General features: G+C 40.0%; 15 protein-coding genes. All 15 read right to left on the bottom strand.

The genetic code is table 11. The features are described 5' to 3' along the window. Positions 1-450: 450 nt before the first annotated feature. The 15 genes from gltX to nagA all read right to left on the bottom strand — a co-directional run bounded on the left by gltX (position 451) and on the right by nagA (position 14,473). Positions 451-1,911: a glutamate--tRNA ligase gene (gltX, locus tag ACWPVF_RS01150; protein ID WP_414307367.1), complete on the bottom strand. Its 1,461-nt coding sequence runs from the start codon at positions 1,909-1,911 to the stop codon at positions 451-453. Between the two features lie 131 nt (positions 1,912-2,042). Further along, complete coding sequence (locus tag ACWPVF_RS01145) at positions 2,043-3,392, bottom strand: glucose-6-phosphate isomerase (RefSeq protein ID WP_454384182.1); 1,350 nt, start codon at positions 3,390-3,392, stop codon at positions 2,043-2,045. A 170-nt stretch (positions 3,393-3,562) separates the two neighbouring features. Beyond that, positions 3,563-4,252: a gamma-glutamyl-gamma-aminobutyrate hydrolase family protein gene (locus tag ACWPVF_RS01140; RefSeq protein ID WP_045614750.1), complete on the bottom strand. Its 690-nt coding sequence runs from the start codon at positions 4,250-4,252 to the stop codon at positions 3,563-3,565. 289 nt (positions 4,253-4,541) lie between these two features. Further along, on the bottom strand, positions 4,542-6,308 hold the full coding sequence (locus ACWPVF_RS01135; protein ID WP_454384180.1) for an ABC transporter ATP-binding protein: 1,767 nt from the start codon (positions 6,306-6,308) through the stop codon (positions 4,542-4,544). Position 6,309: 1 nt separating this feature from the next. Continuing rightward, complete coding sequence (locus ACWPVF_RS01130; protein WP_454384178.1) at positions 6,310-8,016, bottom strand: ABC transporter ATP-binding protein; 1,707 nt, start codon at positions 8,014-8,016, stop codon at positions 6,310-6,312. 178 nt (positions 8,017-8,194) lie between these two features. Continuing rightward, the gene (locus tag ACWPVF_RS01125; RefSeq protein ID WP_454384176.1) at positions 8,195-8,896 is read right to left on the bottom strand and encodes a histidine phosphatase family protein; all 702 of its coding nucleotides are present in this window, start codon (positions 8,894-8,896) and stop codon (positions 8,195-8,197) included. Positions 8,897-8,995: 99 nt separating this feature from the next. Then, a complete protein-coding gene (comGG, locus tag ACWPVF_RS01120; RefSeq protein WP_414307370.1) occupies positions 8,996-9,433 on the bottom strand; it encodes a competence type IV pilus minor pilin ComGG in 438 nt (145 codons plus the stop codon). Then, positions 9,411-9,896, bottom strand: coding sequence for a competence type IV pilus minor pilin ComGF (gene comGF, locus ACWPVF_RS01115; protein ID WP_454384174.1), 486 nt, complete (start codon positions 9,894-9,896; stop codon positions 9,411-9,413). The genes comGG and comGF overlap by 23 nt, the downstream gene beginning before the upstream one ends. Continuing rightward, the gene (gene comGE / locus ACWPVF_RS01110) at positions 9,835-10,137 is read right to left on the bottom strand and encodes a competence type IV pilus minor pilin ComGE (RefSeq protein ID WP_045614761.1); all 303 of its coding nucleotides are present in this window, start codon (positions 10,135-10,137) and stop codon (positions 9,835-9,837) included. The genes comGF and comGE overlap by 62 nt, the downstream gene beginning before the upstream one ends. Beyond that, entirely contained in the window at positions 10,100-10,534 is a 435-nt protein-coding gene (comGD, locus tag ACWPVF_RS01105) for a competence type IV pilus minor pilin ComGD (RefSeq protein ID WP_045614764.1), read from the bottom strand. Before comGD ends, comGE begins: the two co-directional genes overlap by 38 nt. Beyond that, entirely contained in the window at positions 10,497-10,820 is a 324-nt protein-coding gene (comGC, locus tag ACWPVF_RS01100; RefSeq protein ID WP_045614766.1) for a competence type IV pilus major pilin ComGC, read from the bottom strand. The genes comGD and comGC overlap by 38 nt, the downstream gene beginning before the upstream one ends. Next, on the bottom strand, positions 10,821-11,864 hold the full coding sequence (gene comGB / locus ACWPVF_RS01095) for a competence type IV pilus assembly protein ComGB (RefSeq protein WP_414307371.1): 1,044 nt from the start codon (positions 11,862-11,864) through the stop codon (positions 10,821-10,823). Continuing rightward, complete coding sequence (comGA, locus tag ACWPVF_RS01090; RefSeq protein ID WP_454384171.1) at positions 11,785-12,726, bottom strand: competence type IV pilus ATPase ComGA; 942 nt, start codon at positions 12,724-12,726, stop codon at positions 11,785-11,787. Before comGA ends, comGB begins: the two co-directional genes overlap by 80 nt. Before the next feature lie 52 nt (positions 12,727-12,778). Then, entirely contained in the window at positions 12,779-13,156 is a 378-nt protein-coding gene (locus ACWPVF_RS01085; RefSeq protein ID WP_045614772.1) for a DUF1033 family protein, read from the bottom strand. A gap of 165 nt (positions 13,157-13,321) precedes the next feature. Further along, a complete protein-coding gene (gene nagA / locus ACWPVF_RS01080; protein ID WP_414307373.1) occupies positions 13,322-14,473 on the bottom strand; it encodes an N-acetylglucosamine-6-phosphate deacetylase in 1,152 nt (383 codons plus the stop codon). Positions 14,474-14,668: the final 195 nt, after the last annotated feature.

The raw sequence follows: 14,668 nt of genomic DNA, 5'->3' as shown, positions 1-14,668 counted from the left end.
GGATAGTTAATATTATACCACTCCAAAACAAAATCGTAAATTGCCTAGTACTATTCCACAAAAAAACCTTGCTTAACGCAAGGTAACAGGACAAATCCGATTTCTTTCTATTTTTGGAGAAGAAAGAGTTGATAGGTTCTCTAAAAAGCTGGACAAATTGGACCAAAATCTTTTTAGAGAAACTCTGGTGATCGAAAACAAAGTCATTGTAAGGGTTGGTAACTGCATGAACAAAAGAATTTCTGCTTCTATTCAGCAAAACGCAAAGAAAAAATAAGTAGACTGACCAACATTAGGAATAATGTTAGACTAAGCCGAGTCTAGCTGTAAAAATACCATCTCACTAACTTATTTCCTTGCCCTGTCAATTCATATTATACACTAAAATCTTTGCATTTTCAAACAGGTATACATATAAAAAGAACTCAATATTTGAGTTCTTTTTATCTACTATTTTGTAATTTCAGCCAACATTTTTTCAATGTGTTGGATTGATTTTTCACGTCCAAGCAAGTAGATGGTATCTGGCAATTCAGGACCATGCATTTCACCTGAAACGGCGATACGGATTGGCATGAAGAGATTTTTCCCTTTGATACCAGTTTCCTTTTGAACTGCTTTGATTTGTGGGAAGATATTTTCTACCACAAACTCATCGTCTGACATGGCTTCGAGCTTGGCTTTGAAGGCTTCAAGTACAGTCGGAACAGTTTCGCCAGCCATGACTTCTCGCTCAGCTTCTGTCAATTCTGGGAAGTCTGAGAAGAAGAGATCCGTCAATGGAACGATTTCGTCAACTGACTTCATTTGTGGTTTGTAGAGCTCCACCAATTTTTTAGCCTTGTCTGTCAAACGTCCTGCTTCTTCGAGGAATGGTTTGGCCATTTCAAAGATAGTCTCAAGATCCGCATTCTTGATGTACTCATTGCTCATCCAGTCCATTTTCTTTTGGTCGAAGGCTGCTGGAGACTTGCTGAGACGGTTTTCATCAAAGAGTTTGATGAGTTCTTCGCGAGAGAAGATTTCGTCTTCCCCACCAGGGTTCCAACCTAGAAGAGCGATAAAGTTAAAGACTGCTTCTGGAAGGTAACCTTTCTTCCGGTAATCTTCGATAAATTGAAGGGTATTAGTGTCGCGTTTAGACAACTTTTTACCAGTTTCAGAATTGATAATCAAGGTCATGTGACCAAATTCTGGTGCTTCCCAACCTAGAGCTTCATAGACCATGAGCTGTTTTGGTGTGTTAGCAATGTGGTCGTCTCCACGGATAACGTGAGAGATTTGCATATCGTGGTCATCGATTACAACGGCAAAGTTGTAAGTTGGGTAACCATCTTTCTTTTGGATAACCCAGTCTCCACCGATATTGCCACCTTCAAACTCGATGTCACCTTTGACCATATCATGCCATTTGTAGATACCTGACTCATTGACTGCCAAGCGAACCGTTGGAATGACACCTGCTGCTTCACGTTCTGCGATATAAGTAGCTTTTTCTTCTTCGCTCATGCCGAGGTATTCGTTGATGTAGCGAGGTGTTTCACCCGCCGCTTCTTGGCGTTCACGTTCAGCTGCCAACTCTTCTTCTGTAACGTAAGATTTGTAGGCTTTTCCTTCGGCTAGCAATTGGTCGATGTATTTTTGATAGAGTTCCAAACGCTCTGATTGGCGGTAATTTTCATGCGTTTCAGGACTTTCATCCCAGTCCATACCCAACCAACGAAGGTTTTCAAGCTGGGAACGTTCGCCGTCTTCGACGTGGCGCTTACGGTCCGTATCTTCGATACGGATAATAAAAGTTCCACCATGGTGGCGCGCATACAAGTAGTTAAACAATGCTGTACGAGCATTTCCGATGTGTAGTAGTCCGGTTGGACTTGGTGCATAACGCACACGAATATCTTTTGACATATCTTCTCCTATAAAGTCTCTAGGCGTCTGCCTTTTTGCTCTCTATATTATATCACAAGTCGTGCCAGAGTCCAATTTCTCTTTTCGAGAAATAGTAAAAAGAGTGGTAAAACCACTCTTTTTTAAATCTATTATAGACGAGCGTTGAGTTCTTTGCTCAATTCTTCAAAACCTGGTTTACCAAGAAGGGCAAACATGTTACGTTTGTATGCTTCAACACCTGGTTGGTCAAATGGGTTGATAGCATTCAAGTAACCTGAAAGGGCGATAGCCAATTCGAAGAAGTAGATAGTGTAACCAAGAGTGAAGGCGTCTTGCTCAGGAAGAGTCACGTACATGTTTGGTACGTCACCGTCAGTGTGGGCAAGAAGAACACCGTCAGTTGCTTTTTTGTTAACGAAGTCAACGTCTTTTCCTTGAAGGTAACCAAGTCCGTCAAGGTCTTCTTCCAAAGTAGGGATGATCACGTTCTTACGAGGTTTGTCAACGCGGACAACTGTTTCAAACATGATACGAGTTCCTTCTTGGATAAATTGACCCAATGAGTGCAAGTCTGTTGAGAAGTTAGCTGAAGTTGGGTAAATACCTTTTTGGTCTTTCCCTTCTGACTCACCAGCCAATTGTTTCCACCATTCTGAGAAGTATTGAAGAGATGGCTCGTAGTTTACCAAGATTTCAGTTGCATAACCTTTACGGTAAAGGATGTTACGAACAGCTGCATATTGGTAAGCTTCGTTTTCTGAAAGTTTGTCTGAAGTGTAGTCTTTACGGGCAGCATTCGCACCTTCCATAAGGGCTTTGATGTCTGCACCTGATGCAGCAATTGGAAGCAAGCCAACTGCAGTCAATACTGAGAAGCGTCCACCGATATCATCTGGAACTACAAAAGTTTCCCAACCGTTAGCATCTGCTTCAACCTTAACAGCACCTTTTTGGCGGTCAGTAGTTGCGTAGATACGTTTGTTAGCTTCTTCTTGACCATATTTCTTAACCAAGAGTTCTTTGAAGACACGGAAAGCAATCGCTGGTTCAGTTGTTGTACCAGATTTAGAAATCACGTTTACTGAGAAGTCTTTATCTGAAACATACTCTACCAAGTCAGCAAGGTAAGTTGATGAGATTGAGTTCCCAGCGTAAAGGATTTGTGGTGCTTTGCGTTCTTCTTTTGTTTGCAAGTTTGCAAAGTGGTGGTTCAAGAAGTCAATGGCAGCTTTCGCTCCAAGGTATGATCCACCAATACCGATAACGACCAAAACATCGCTGTCTGCTTTGATTTGTTCAGCAGCTTTCAAGATGCGGTCAAATTCTTCGCGGTCGTAGTTTTCAGGAAGGTCCAACCAACCCATGAAGTCGCTACCAGCACCAGTTCCTTTACGGATCAATTCGTCTGCTGCTGTAACTTGTGCTTGCATGTATTCCACTTCATGTGGTGCAACAAATTTGTCTAATACTTTTGAATAATCAAATTTAATATGTGACATAGTATTCCTCCAAAATTTCTTCTTTTCTATCATAACGCTTACCTTGGATTTTTTCAAGTTTTTATACTGAATTTTTCCAAATTTTATCATAATTCAAACGTTTGCGTAAAAAATGTTACAATATTAAAATTTGAAGAAGCAAAACAAAAAAACGACTAGGTTTCTAGTCGTTACAATTCATTCAATAAATACTCAAATAATTCTAAATTTCCATCTTCTTCATTGACTAGAAACTCTGGATGCCACTGGAGACCAATAATACGGTGTTCATCAATGGATTCAATTGCTTCAACAGTTTGGTCACGTGGATCCACAGCCGTCACACGGAAATTTGGTGCCAAGTCTTTAATGCTCTGACGGTGCACTGAGTTTACTTGACTTTCTTTACCAAACAATTTAGATACCACACTGCCATCAACTGTCTCAATAGAATGTGAAGTCCCAAAAGGTAGACCTTGCCAATGACCTTCAATCTCCTGATTGAGTGTCCCACCAAAGGCAACATTGACAAGCTGAACGCCACGGCAAATGGCTAAGATTGGTTTATTCTGACGCAAGGCTTCTTGTAGAAGAGCGAGCTCAAACTCATCACGAGCTAGGTTATAATCATCGCTATCAATCGTTTTTTCTTCACCATAAAACTGAGGATGAACATTTTGTCCTCCAGTCAAGATAAGCTTATCAATCATTTCTACGTAGTCATGGACAACTGACTCATCCCCAACTGGAATCACCAAAGGAAGTCCGCCAACCTGACGAATACTCTCAGCAAATTTACAAGAGACTGATGAATGAATATTTTTTCCTTCCGCGTCCACAGGACATAGGTTCGCCGCTACTCCAACAACTGTTCTTGCCATCACTGACTTCCTTTCGTTTTCTATTGATAATCTTATCTTATCATCCTTGCCTACTCCTGTCTAATATGTATTTTTTAAGTCCGTGATAAAATTTTTTTATCAGAAAAAGTTGCCCAAAATTAGGACAACTTTTTTGCTTATACTCAATGAAAATCAAAGTGCAAACTAGGAAGCTAGCCGCAGGTTGCTCAAAACACAGTTTTGAGGTTGTGGATAGAACTGACGAAGTCAGTAACACATATACGGCAAGGGGACGCTGACGTGGTTTGAATTTGATGTTCGAAGAGTATTATTCAAAGACAAATTGATTGTGATAAAGTTCGGAGTAGAAACCTCCAAGCTTGAGTAATTCGTGATGGTTTCCTTGCTCGATAACCTCACCATCCTTAAGGACAATGATCTGATCTGCATTGAGAATGGTTTTTAAGCGGTGAGCAATTACAAAACTCGTTCTTCCTGCTACAATTGCTTCCATAGCATTTTGAATCTTACTTTCTGTTACAGTATCAACATTTGATGTCGCTTCATCCAAAATTAAGACCTGCGGATCTGTCATCAAGGTACGGGCGATAGAAATCAACTGCTTCTGACCGGTTGAGAATACGCTCTGATCATCATTAATCAGAGTATCGTACTTATCTGGTAGACTTTCGATATATTCATGGATATGCGTAGCCTTGGCTGCTGCTTCAACCATTTCCTGACTGGCTTCTGGGACACCAAAACGAATATTGTCCCGAATAGTTCCGCTGAACAAAACAGAATCCTGTAGAACAATTCCCACCTTGCTTCGCAAACTATCTAAATCAAACTCGCGGATATCTCTACCATCAAAGCTGATACTTCCTGCATCCACATCATAAAAACGATTGATTAAGTTCATGATGGTTGTTTTCCCTGAACCTGTCGGACCAACCACTGCAATCATTTTCCCTTTTGGAGCTGAAATGCTGACATCTTTCAAAATAGGTTTTCCTGGCAGGTAGGAGAAGTCTACGTTACGAATCTCCACCCCATCTTTTAATTCGTTAAAGACTGGAGCATCTTGAGGACGAATTTCTTCCTCTGCATCAAACATTTCTTGGATACGGTCTGCACCTGTAAAGGCCAGTTGTAAACTTCCCCAGCTCGCCGCTAATTGGATAATGGGCTGGTAATATTGCTGAGAAAACTGGGTAAACATGACAATCAAACCAAGTGCTGTTGCTGTCTCGATGTTCTTATCATTCAGCAATACAGCTGAACCTACAAAAATAACGACTGCTGTGTTGACCAAGCTCATCCCGTTCATGACAGGGAAAAGAATTCCTGAGAACATTCTTCCCTTGAAAGTGGCTTTTCGAACCCGTTCATTTTGCTCAACAAAACCAGCAATTACATCTTCTTGGATACCTTGAACGATAACTGCTTTTTGTCCAGAGATACTCTCATCCATATAAGCATTGAGCTTCCCAACTTCCTTTTGTTGGAGGTTGGTGTATTTTCTTGCCAATTTCAAAATGACAATCAACATGATGATAGCAACTGGAGTGCTGGCAATCGTAATCAAAGCCAAGGTGACGTTTTTGGCAAACATGACAATCAGCAAGCCAATATAAAGGGCAATATTAGTCATGACAGACACAAGGCTTTCATTAAAAGCTTGGAGGATATTATCCAAATCACTGGTAAAACGTGACAAGATATCCCCATCTTGATGACGGTCAAAGAAAGAAACAGTCAAACGAGAAAGCTTGCCAAAAAGCCCCTTACGCATTTCATTTGTCGATTCGGCAATAATGCGACTCATCAAGACCATATAGATGAGACTAGACACCACGAGCGCAACCAAAACATAGGCAAGATTTATAAGGAGTCCGTATAGACTTTGCCAAACCATATCTGAATTTCCGTTTTGATAGGCTGTAACCAAGTTAGCTAGTTCCGTTACTGTTTGACCTGCAAAAATTGGAAAGAGGGCTTGTGCTACCGTTGCAATGATAATCATAGTGATAACAACGACAAAGGATATCTTGTAAACTTTAAAATAGTTCCAAAAAAATCGAAATGTCTTCATCCTACTCCTCCTTTCCTTTTTGCGTTTCGTAAATTTCACGATAAACTGGGTTTGTTGAAACCAAGTCAGCATGCTTACCTTGACCAATCAAGCGGCCTTGATCAAGCACTAAAATTTTATCCGCATGAACAACAGAACTAATCTTTTGGGCGATGATAATCGTTGTTGTCCCCTTCAAATCCTTGTTAAGGGCTTCTTGAACCAAACGCTCTGACTTGGCATCAAGGGCGGAAGTTGAATCATCAAAAATCAAAATCTTAGGATTGCTGACAATCCCACGCGCAATCGACATTCTTTGTTTTTGTCCACCAGAAAAGTTAGTCCCACGTTCCTCAACCGGACTTTCAAAGGCCAAATCCATACGACTGATAAATTCACTGGCCTGGGCGATACGAGCTGCGCGTTCCATTTCTGAAACTGTTGCATCTCCCTTACCTTGTCTGAGATTATCTGCGATGGTTCCACTAAAGAGAATAGCTCTTTGCAAAACAATAGAAACTGTCTTACGAAGCGTCCCTTCACTAACTGTCCGAATGTCCTTTCCACCAATTTTGATAGAACCTTGCTGAGGATCAAATAATCGTGGAATCAACTGAGCCAAGGTTGATTTCCCTGCACCAGTTGCTCCGACAACCCCAACCATTTCACCAGCTGCGATATCGAAAGATACATCTTTTAGGATAGGTTCGTCATCATTTGGATAGGTAAAGGTCACATTTTCAAAACTGAGACTTCCTTCCAAATCTTCATCTTCCATATCCTTGAAGGTCATAGCCGGTTCTGTATCCAGTATTTCACGAATACGATGGAGGGAAATCATAGCACGAGTAACTGAATTCCCCAAAAATCCGACCATAACGATAGTAAAGATAATCTGACTCAGATAGTTCACGAAGGAAGCAATGGAACCAACCACTGAAGGATCCGATTCTGCCATACCTGCTACAAGCCAGATTGAAAGAAAGACAGCACCGTAAGAAATCAACATCATTACAGGTTGAACAATAGAAAAAGCGTAGCCGATATAGAGGTTTTCTCCCAGCAACTCATCTGACACTTGCGTAAACTTATTAAACTGATCTTTCTCTCGAACAAAAGATTTGACCACGCGTACACCACGTAAATTTTCTTTTGCAATGGCATTGATACGCTCTAGTAAGGTCTGGAATTTTGCAAAGCGAGGTCCCATCATTCCCATCATAAGACCCGTCATAGCAACAATCAGAACGACCATGAGAACTAGTACCCACCACAGAGAAGGTAAGGTCGCGACTGCTAGAATAAAGGAACCGATAAACAAAAGCGGCAGTCGAAAGAGAATTTGAAAGGTCATCATGACTACGTTCTGGATTTGGTTGATATCGTTGGTCATACGAACAACAAGGTTCCCTGCATTAAATTTCTCAATATTAGCGTATGAAAAAGTTTGAATCTTACGAAAGGCATCTTCCCGTAAGTCTGACGAAACTCCTTGAGCAATGTAAGCTGCTAATACAACATTAATTCCACCTGCGACTAGACCAATCAAGGCAACAAGGATTAACCAAAAACCGATACTATAAATAGCCTCATTATCACCTGTTAGCAAGGCCTCTAAAACTTCCTGCAAATAACGTGGTTGCAGGAGTGAACTCGCGACCATTAATCCTGTCATAACCAAGGAAGCCAGAGTCTGCCATTTATAGGCTTTTATTTTCTGAAACAGCATATTTCCCCCTTATAAGATAGACAAAAGGGAACGACAGCTCTGTCAGTCCCTTCTTATGCTTTCATGTTGATGCTATTCTAACAAAAAAGAATGCTATTGTCAAAGCACTCAGCTCTCGCAAGCTTGTGCAATGACGACATCAGCATTCTATTGAATCATTTTCATTTAGTACTGAATTTTATTGTTCTGAACTATCTTGCTCGTCTAATTGAGCTCGTCCAATTTCACGATAGCTACGGTCCCCAACAATCTCAACTGAGAACTGACCATCTTGGTACTCGAGAATCGTCACACTTCCATTATCAAGACCATGCGGATGCATGCCGTTAATTAAATAAACAATGGTTCCAATAGTCATTCCATGGCTGACTACCAGAGCGTTTCCACCTCCATTAGCTTCCATTTCCTTGGCAATGGTTTCAAAACCTTCCCAGATACGACCACTTAGTTTTTCCCAGCCTTCAGCCCAACCTGCTGTGTCTACTTCTACCAGACCTTCAGCTAGCTCCGCATAGGACAAACGATGCACATGATCGACATTAAAGATTCGAGGGATAATCCCCATAAAAAGATCTCCATCATAAGCACCGTCAAAACTACCAAAGCACCATTCACGAATTCGCTTATCCATGCGATAAGAAATTTGCCCTGTCAAACCAAGTTCTTCAAGGATAATTCCCATTGTCTGAATGGTCCGCCCTGAGTCACTTGAATAAGCACGCTCAAAGGTTAAGCCAGACTCACGCAAACCAATCCCCAATTCATGAATGCCTCGTTCTCCCTCAGCTGTTAGGGGAGTATCACTCCAACCTTGAGCACGACCGATTGTATTAAACATTGTTTTCCCATGACGCACTAGATACAATTTTACACTTGACATATTCTGTCCTCCATATGTATCTATTATAGCATGATTTCAGGAAAAAACCTCGTCCTAACTCACTGGCCTTCAACCTCACAACTGAAGCAAAAATCCAAGCTATTCTGTATCTTTCTTTGAAGGAGTAACTTCAGAAGACTTTGCAGTTTCTTTTTTGACCTGTTCTTCTTTTTTCTCCTCATTTCCTTCTTTGGACTTATTTTCTGTCTTCTTAGTCTTTTTATCGGTCTTTTTCAAAGGAGAAAAGTGAAATTCAAACTGATTTTTTCCTGTGTCAATAGTCGCTGTGAAGAATTTTTCATCGTTGCGATAAGTTGACTTTCCTACATTAAATGACTGCTCTCCATTTTCAGAATTAGCTTTTTCATAGGTTCTCTTAGCCATTGCAAACGCAAGAAGCTTTTCTTTATTAAGGGCATAATCCTGATGATGAGCCACTTGTCGATTCAGATAAAACTGCAATAAGAGACTAAAAATTCCAGCAATAGTAACGGCGTAAAGGAGAACTCCAGCCCTAACTTTTTTCTTTTCCCACACGATAGATAAACTCCCTCTCAAGTCCCTTTTCAAACTGAAAATTAAAATGAACATTTTGCCCATTTTGGTAAATATGAGCTGATTTCAGACCGTAAACCATCGGCTGGTAGCCACGTCCGCTGGCATCTGTTTTTCGGAAATCATTTGACCTTGATTTCCCCATAGAGATAGATTTCCCATCCTGTTTGAGGTAAAGCCTATCATTCTCCACTTTTTCAAATTGAGTTCTATTCAACTCTGCTTCTAGCTGATCCACAAATAAGAGCCACTCCTTCTGCTCACTTTTCTGTTGATAGCGAACTTCTGAAACCAAGAGTTGACTCATGGCTTGAAAGAGGAGCAAACTTCCACTAATCACAATAAGAGCAACCAGGGATTCTAAAAGTGTAAACGCTCTGACTCTACTTGTCTTGAATCGCCAGTATTTTTTCAGTTCCACAGTACACCTCCAGACTTCGCTCATTCGAGATAACATGAACCGTAAGGCCATTGACAGTCAACTGCTTTTGTCCCGTCTGCAGAGCCATTCGAGCTACTCGCAAAACTTCTTCCTGTTCTAAGAGTCTTGCTTCCTGTCGTCTACTTTCTTGAATCTGCCCTAGCAAGAGGGTTGCAATACTAGCAAAAATAGCTAGTGAAATCAATGCCTCCAGTAAAATAACCGCCTTAATTTTTTGCTTCTTGAATACGTTTAATCTTTCCATTTCCTAGATATAGTTGGTAGCGAACCACTTCTTTCCTTGTTTGAAATTTCACACTTGCAAGAGACGAATTCCCCCCAGCCTTGTCAAAGGTGATTGACTGATTGGACTGCAGTTGAATCCCTTTAGGGATGGCTAATTTCTGATAGCCATTTCCGATACTTCTCTCTTCTAAAATCAAGTTTATCTTCTGTTGACTAGCCAAACTTCGCTTCTGGGTTTCCCGATAAAGTTCCTCAAACTCCATAAAGAAAATCTGCTCCTCCACAGCCGCAAAGGTCGACTGAACTGAACTTGACAAACCCAAGGCTAACAGACTGACTATCCCTAAGACCAATAAACTTTCCAACATAGTAAAAGCCCTAATCCGCAACTGTTTGACTTGTCTTTTGTTTTGCATGGTATTCCTTATAGGCTTTTGCTTGCTCAGCAGTGATTCGTCCATCTGCCTCTAGTTTACTTAGACTAGCATCCTCATTTTTATCTAGAGTATAGAGTTCGGCTTGGCTTTCTACCACCTTGACGACAGCCGCTTTCCCCTTGTCATTCACTGCATCCTTTTGCTTCGTCAGATTTGGCACAAAAAGCAAGAGTAGGACGCTAATGATAAGAAGAACCACTAACATTTCAATCAGAGTAAAAGCTTTTACCTTTGCTTCTTTTAATTTCATCATCATTTTTTTCATCTAAAAATTTACCTCCATATTTTGATACATTGGCAGCAACATGGCCGCATACAATAAAACGATAAGTAGGGCTACAAAAATAAAGACCAGTGGTTGAACTAAGTTCATAGTCCTATTAACTCGGGTAAAGAATGATTCCCACGTTTTTTCCGCATAGATTTCCAATTCACTTCCCAACTTGGATTTGACCTCTCCATATTCAATGATTAATCCCAACTCTCTTCTAAAGAAGGAATAATCTTGAACAACTTTAGAAAATTCATGACCATTTTGTAATGACTGAGATAAATCCAAACCAATTTCCTTAAAAAGTGGATTTCCCTGCTCCTGCATCATCTGGAAAATCTGTGACAATTCTAATCCTTGTCCAATCATATTTCCCCATTCTCTAGCATAATAGGCCGTCAGATAATACTGAATAAACACACCGATAAAAGGAATTCTAGCTAGAAAAGAAAAGACTTGTATCTTCCTAGATTTTCTGTAGAAAATCAATCCTGTTAAAAATGCGAGTGCTACTACTAGAGTCAGTCCGAGAAAAATCTGTGGCAGGTTACTAATCACTAATGTAGCTATATTACTACTATCTAATTGAGGCAAGAGATAATTTCGCAAACCCAACATAATGAGCAATAAGAAAGCTAACAAAATGACTGGATAGGTCGCCACTTCGATTAACTTTTTCTTGACCTTAGCAAGATTATCAAGATACTCTTCAATTTTCCCTAAACTCAAATGAAGATTTCCATGAACTTCAGCCAATGAAAGTTGTGTGACAATCGCACTCGAAAAACCTAAAGTCCCCACCATTTCCGAGAAGGATTTTCCCTGCGAGAGTCCTAAGCGCATCTGAGATACATATTCCTTTTCCAACAAATGACTTCTATCTAAGAAGGAAATGATCTCTACCAAGTGAAAACCACTCGAGAACAAATTGTTAAAGAGAGTGATGATTTTCTTCTGCTTACTGGTAGCTAATTTTCTCCGTTTCAGCTTGAAAGGCAGTGATATGTCCTTCTTTAAGAAGCTGGTCAATTTGCCCATTCCACTTTTCTGCCTGGTGTTCTTGATAATTTCCATTTGCAAAATCAATCATTCCTCCTCCCGCGATTAGTCTCTGGTAACAAACACCTTGTAAAACAACTGCCAGTTCATCTTCACTGACACCAAGTTCTAAGAGGCGCTCATAAACCCCACGAACACTCTTGGCATGGATTGTCGAGAATACCGTGGCACCGGTCAAACTAGCTCGTACAACGGCACGGGCTGTTTCGCTATCTCTAATTTCTCCAATGATTAAAAGATCTGGACGATGTCGCAAGGAGAGCTTTATCAAATTTTCATAGTTCAGCCCGATAGCTTCATTGAGCTGTAATTGTAGCATCTCTTCCTGTTTAATTTCAACTGGATCTTCAATAGACATGACTTGCTGTCCCTTAAACAATGACTTGGCTAACTCATGCATCAGAGTTGTTTTCCCACTTCCTACAGGACCAGCAAATAAGTAAAGGCCGCGTTGCCTAAAGCCCTTCTCCAATTCCGTTATGTTTTGAAACCAGAAGTACAACTCTTGTTCTTGGTCATGTAAAAGTCGAATAACTAGACTCTCATGCCCACGATAATCTCCTACAGTTGATAAACGGAGTGAAGAAACCTTGTCATCATGCTTATAGTCACAGGAACCAAGCTGGCTACGACGTTTTTCGCCTACGTTCATCCCCGCAATAAACTTAAAGTGACTAATGACAGACCCCAACTTTTCAAAATCATAGGTGTCAATTAGATGTCTTTCATCTCCAATTCGCATATGTAGCTCATAAACCTGATTCTTGGGAACAAAATAAATGTCCTGCGCTCCATTCTTTTTTGCGAGACTAATCAATTCTTGTGCAAGTGCTTGTACCATATTTCCTCCTCAGTTTACTATTCGAAGAAAATACAAAAAAAGAACAACTTTATTAAAAAGTTGTTCCATCTTTTTTGATACGACACGTTCGGTGGATTTCTAAACCAGTTTGTTTTTCGTAACCCGGTCTGAATTTTTCGTCTGGGATGACTTGACCATCTTCTAGCAAAGCCAGTGAATGATATTGCTGCAGAAATTCGTCACATTCCTCGCACCAACGTTTATCCTCTGGATTCCAAAATATAGTCATCAAGTCCCCACGACTTTTGTAAAGCGGAATTTTCTTTTCCAACTCAAACCAACAAGATTTATAATACTTCAAAGCGTCATAGTAGTTTTCGAATTTCTTACTCCTAATGACGTCTTCTTCCCATCCTTCTATGAACCACCAAGGTTCAAAATCCCCATACATTTCTATAACTCGATACATAGTTTCATTTCCTTTGTATGGTATATTATAGCGAATTTTTTTGCACAATGAAAGAAATTTGCTCGTTTTCAGTAACAGCCATAAAGTCTTTCTAATTTACGAAATCACACAAGAAATACAGCTAACAAAAAAACAGCAACTAAGACTAGTCACTGCTTTATATTTCTATGCTTGATAACGTTTTTCACCGTCAAGATATGTTGCTACCAATTCCAAATCTTTATCAAGAACGATAAAGTCAGCATCGTAACCCTCACGGATTTGTCCACAGACATCATCAATATGAACAGATTTTGCAGGATTCAAACTTGCCATCATGACAGCTTCGTGAGGATTTGCAATCCCCCATTCAACAACATTTTTCAAACCATCTTTAAGTTTGAGAATAGAACCTGCCAAGTTCCCTGTAGATTTAAGACGAGCAGTCCCATCCGCTACTACTACTGGGAATTCTCCTAACATATAGTCACCATCTTGTAAACCACCAGCTGTCATACAGTCTGTAATAAGAGCAATATTTTCAGTACCCTTTTGTTTAAGAAGAATATCACAGGCCTTAGGATCCACATGGTGACCATCACAGATCAATTCTGCATAAGTGTGTGGCAATTCATACATAGCACCAACCATTCCAAGTTCACGGTGAGTCAAGCCACGCATACCGTTATAGGCATGAACCCATACACTTGCACCAGCATCAACAGCTTTTTTAGCTTCCTCAAATGTTGCATTAGAGTGACCAAGAGCAACCGTTACACCTTCTCCAGTAATAGTACGAACAAAGTCCTCTACACCTTCACGTTCTGGAGCAAGCGCAATCTTATTAAGAAGACCATTAGCAGCCTTCTGCCAAGCACGAAATTCATCCATTCTAGGATCTTTCATATAAGCAGGGTTTTGAGCTCCCTTATATTTTTCAGTAAAGTAAGGTCCTTCAAAATAAATACCACGAATCTTAGCCCCAGTTGCTTCTTTGTAGCGGGCACCAATATTTTCAGTAACAGCAAGTAATTGTTCGTATGATGAAGTTAAAGTTGTTGGCAAAAAGCTGGTTACACCGGTACTAAGTAGACCCTCACTCATTGTATGAAGCGTACCTTCAATATTATTATCCATAACATCCACACCACCAAAACCATGAATGTGAGTATCCACAAGACCTGGGGCAATACTATAACCACTATAATCAATAATTTCAGAACCCTCTGGCACTTGATCTACATGTTTACCAAATTTTCCTTCAACAAGTTCTAAGAAACCGCCACGACGAACCCCATGCGGATAGAAAAATTGATTAGCTTTAATATATTTAGGCATAATTTTTACCTCCGTAAAACAATTTTCTGATATTTATTATGTCAATTACATTATAAACCTTTCTAAGTCATTTGTAAATGGTATAGACCTATTATAGTTAAAAATAATGTGAAATATACTAAGATTTAGTAAAAATAAAGTAAAAACAAACATAAAATTACTAATAATAAAAATTAAAAGTAACTCTAAGAGAAA

The sequence above is a fragment of the Streptococcus sp. Marseille-Q7087 genome (assembly GCF_965111935.1).
The sequence above is the reverse complement of the archived record's forward strand: the minus strand, read 5'-3'. Positions and strand labels throughout refer to the sequence as shown.

What these genes read in the sequence shown, in the direction of transcription:
- ACWPVF_RS01125 (WP_454384176.1), bottom strand. Translation starts at nt 8,896, where the DNA reads ATGTCAAGTGTAAAATTGTATCTAGTGCGTCATGGGAAAACAATGTTT.
- nagA (WP_414307373.1), bottom strand. Translation starts at nt 14,473, where the DNA reads ATGCCTAAATATATTAAAGCTAATCAATTTTTCTATCCGCATGGGGTT.
- ACWPVF_RS01135 (WP_454384180.1), bottom strand. Translation starts at nt 6,308, where the DNA reads ATGAAGACATTTCGATTTTTTTGGAACTATTTTAAAGTTTACAAGATA.
- comGC (WP_045614766.1), bottom strand. Translation starts at nt 10,820, where the DNA reads ATGAAAAAAATGATGATGAAATTAAAAGAAGCAAAGGTAAAAGCTTTT.
- ACWPVF_RS01130 (WP_454384178.1), bottom strand. Translation starts at nt 8,016, where the DNA reads ATGCTGTTTCAGAAAATAAAAGCCTATAAATGGCAGACTCTGGCTTCC.
- ACWPVF_RS01145 (WP_454384182.1), bottom strand. Translation starts at nt 3,392, where the DNA reads ATGTCACATATTAAATTTGATTATTCAAAAGTATTAGACAAATTTGTT.
- gltX (WP_414307367.1), bottom strand. Translation starts at nt 1,911, where the DNA reads ATGTCAAAAGATATTCGTGTGCGTTATGCACCAAGTCCAACCGGACTA.
- ACWPVF_RS01140 (WP_045614750.1), bottom strand. Translation starts at nt 4,252, where the DNA reads ATGGCAAGAACAGTTGTTGGAGTAGCGGCGAACCTATGTCCTGTGGAC.
- comGE (WP_045614761.1), bottom strand. Translation starts at nt 10,137, where the DNA reads ATGGAAAGATTAAACGTATTCAAGAAGCAAAAAATTAAGGCGGTTATT.
- comGB (WP_414307371.1), bottom strand. Translation starts at nt 11,864, where the DNA reads ATGGGCAAATTGACCAGCTTCTTAAAGAAGGACATATCACTGCCTTTC.
- ACWPVF_RS01085 (WP_045614772.1), bottom strand. Translation starts at nt 13,156, where the DNA reads ATGTATCGAGTTATAGAAATGTATGGGGATTTTGAACCTTGGTGGTTC.
- comGA (WP_454384171.1), bottom strand. Translation starts at nt 12,726, where the DNA reads ATGGTACAAGCACTTGCACAAGAATTGATTAGTCTCGCAAAAAAGAAT.
- comGD (WP_045614764.1), bottom strand. Translation starts at nt 10,534, where the DNA reads ATGCAAAACAAAAGACAAGTCAAACAGTTGCGGATTAGGGCTTTTACT.
- comGF (WP_454384174.1), bottom strand. Translation starts at nt 9,896, where the DNA reads ATGAGCGAAGTCTGGAGGTGTACTGTGGAACTGAAAAAATACTGGCGA.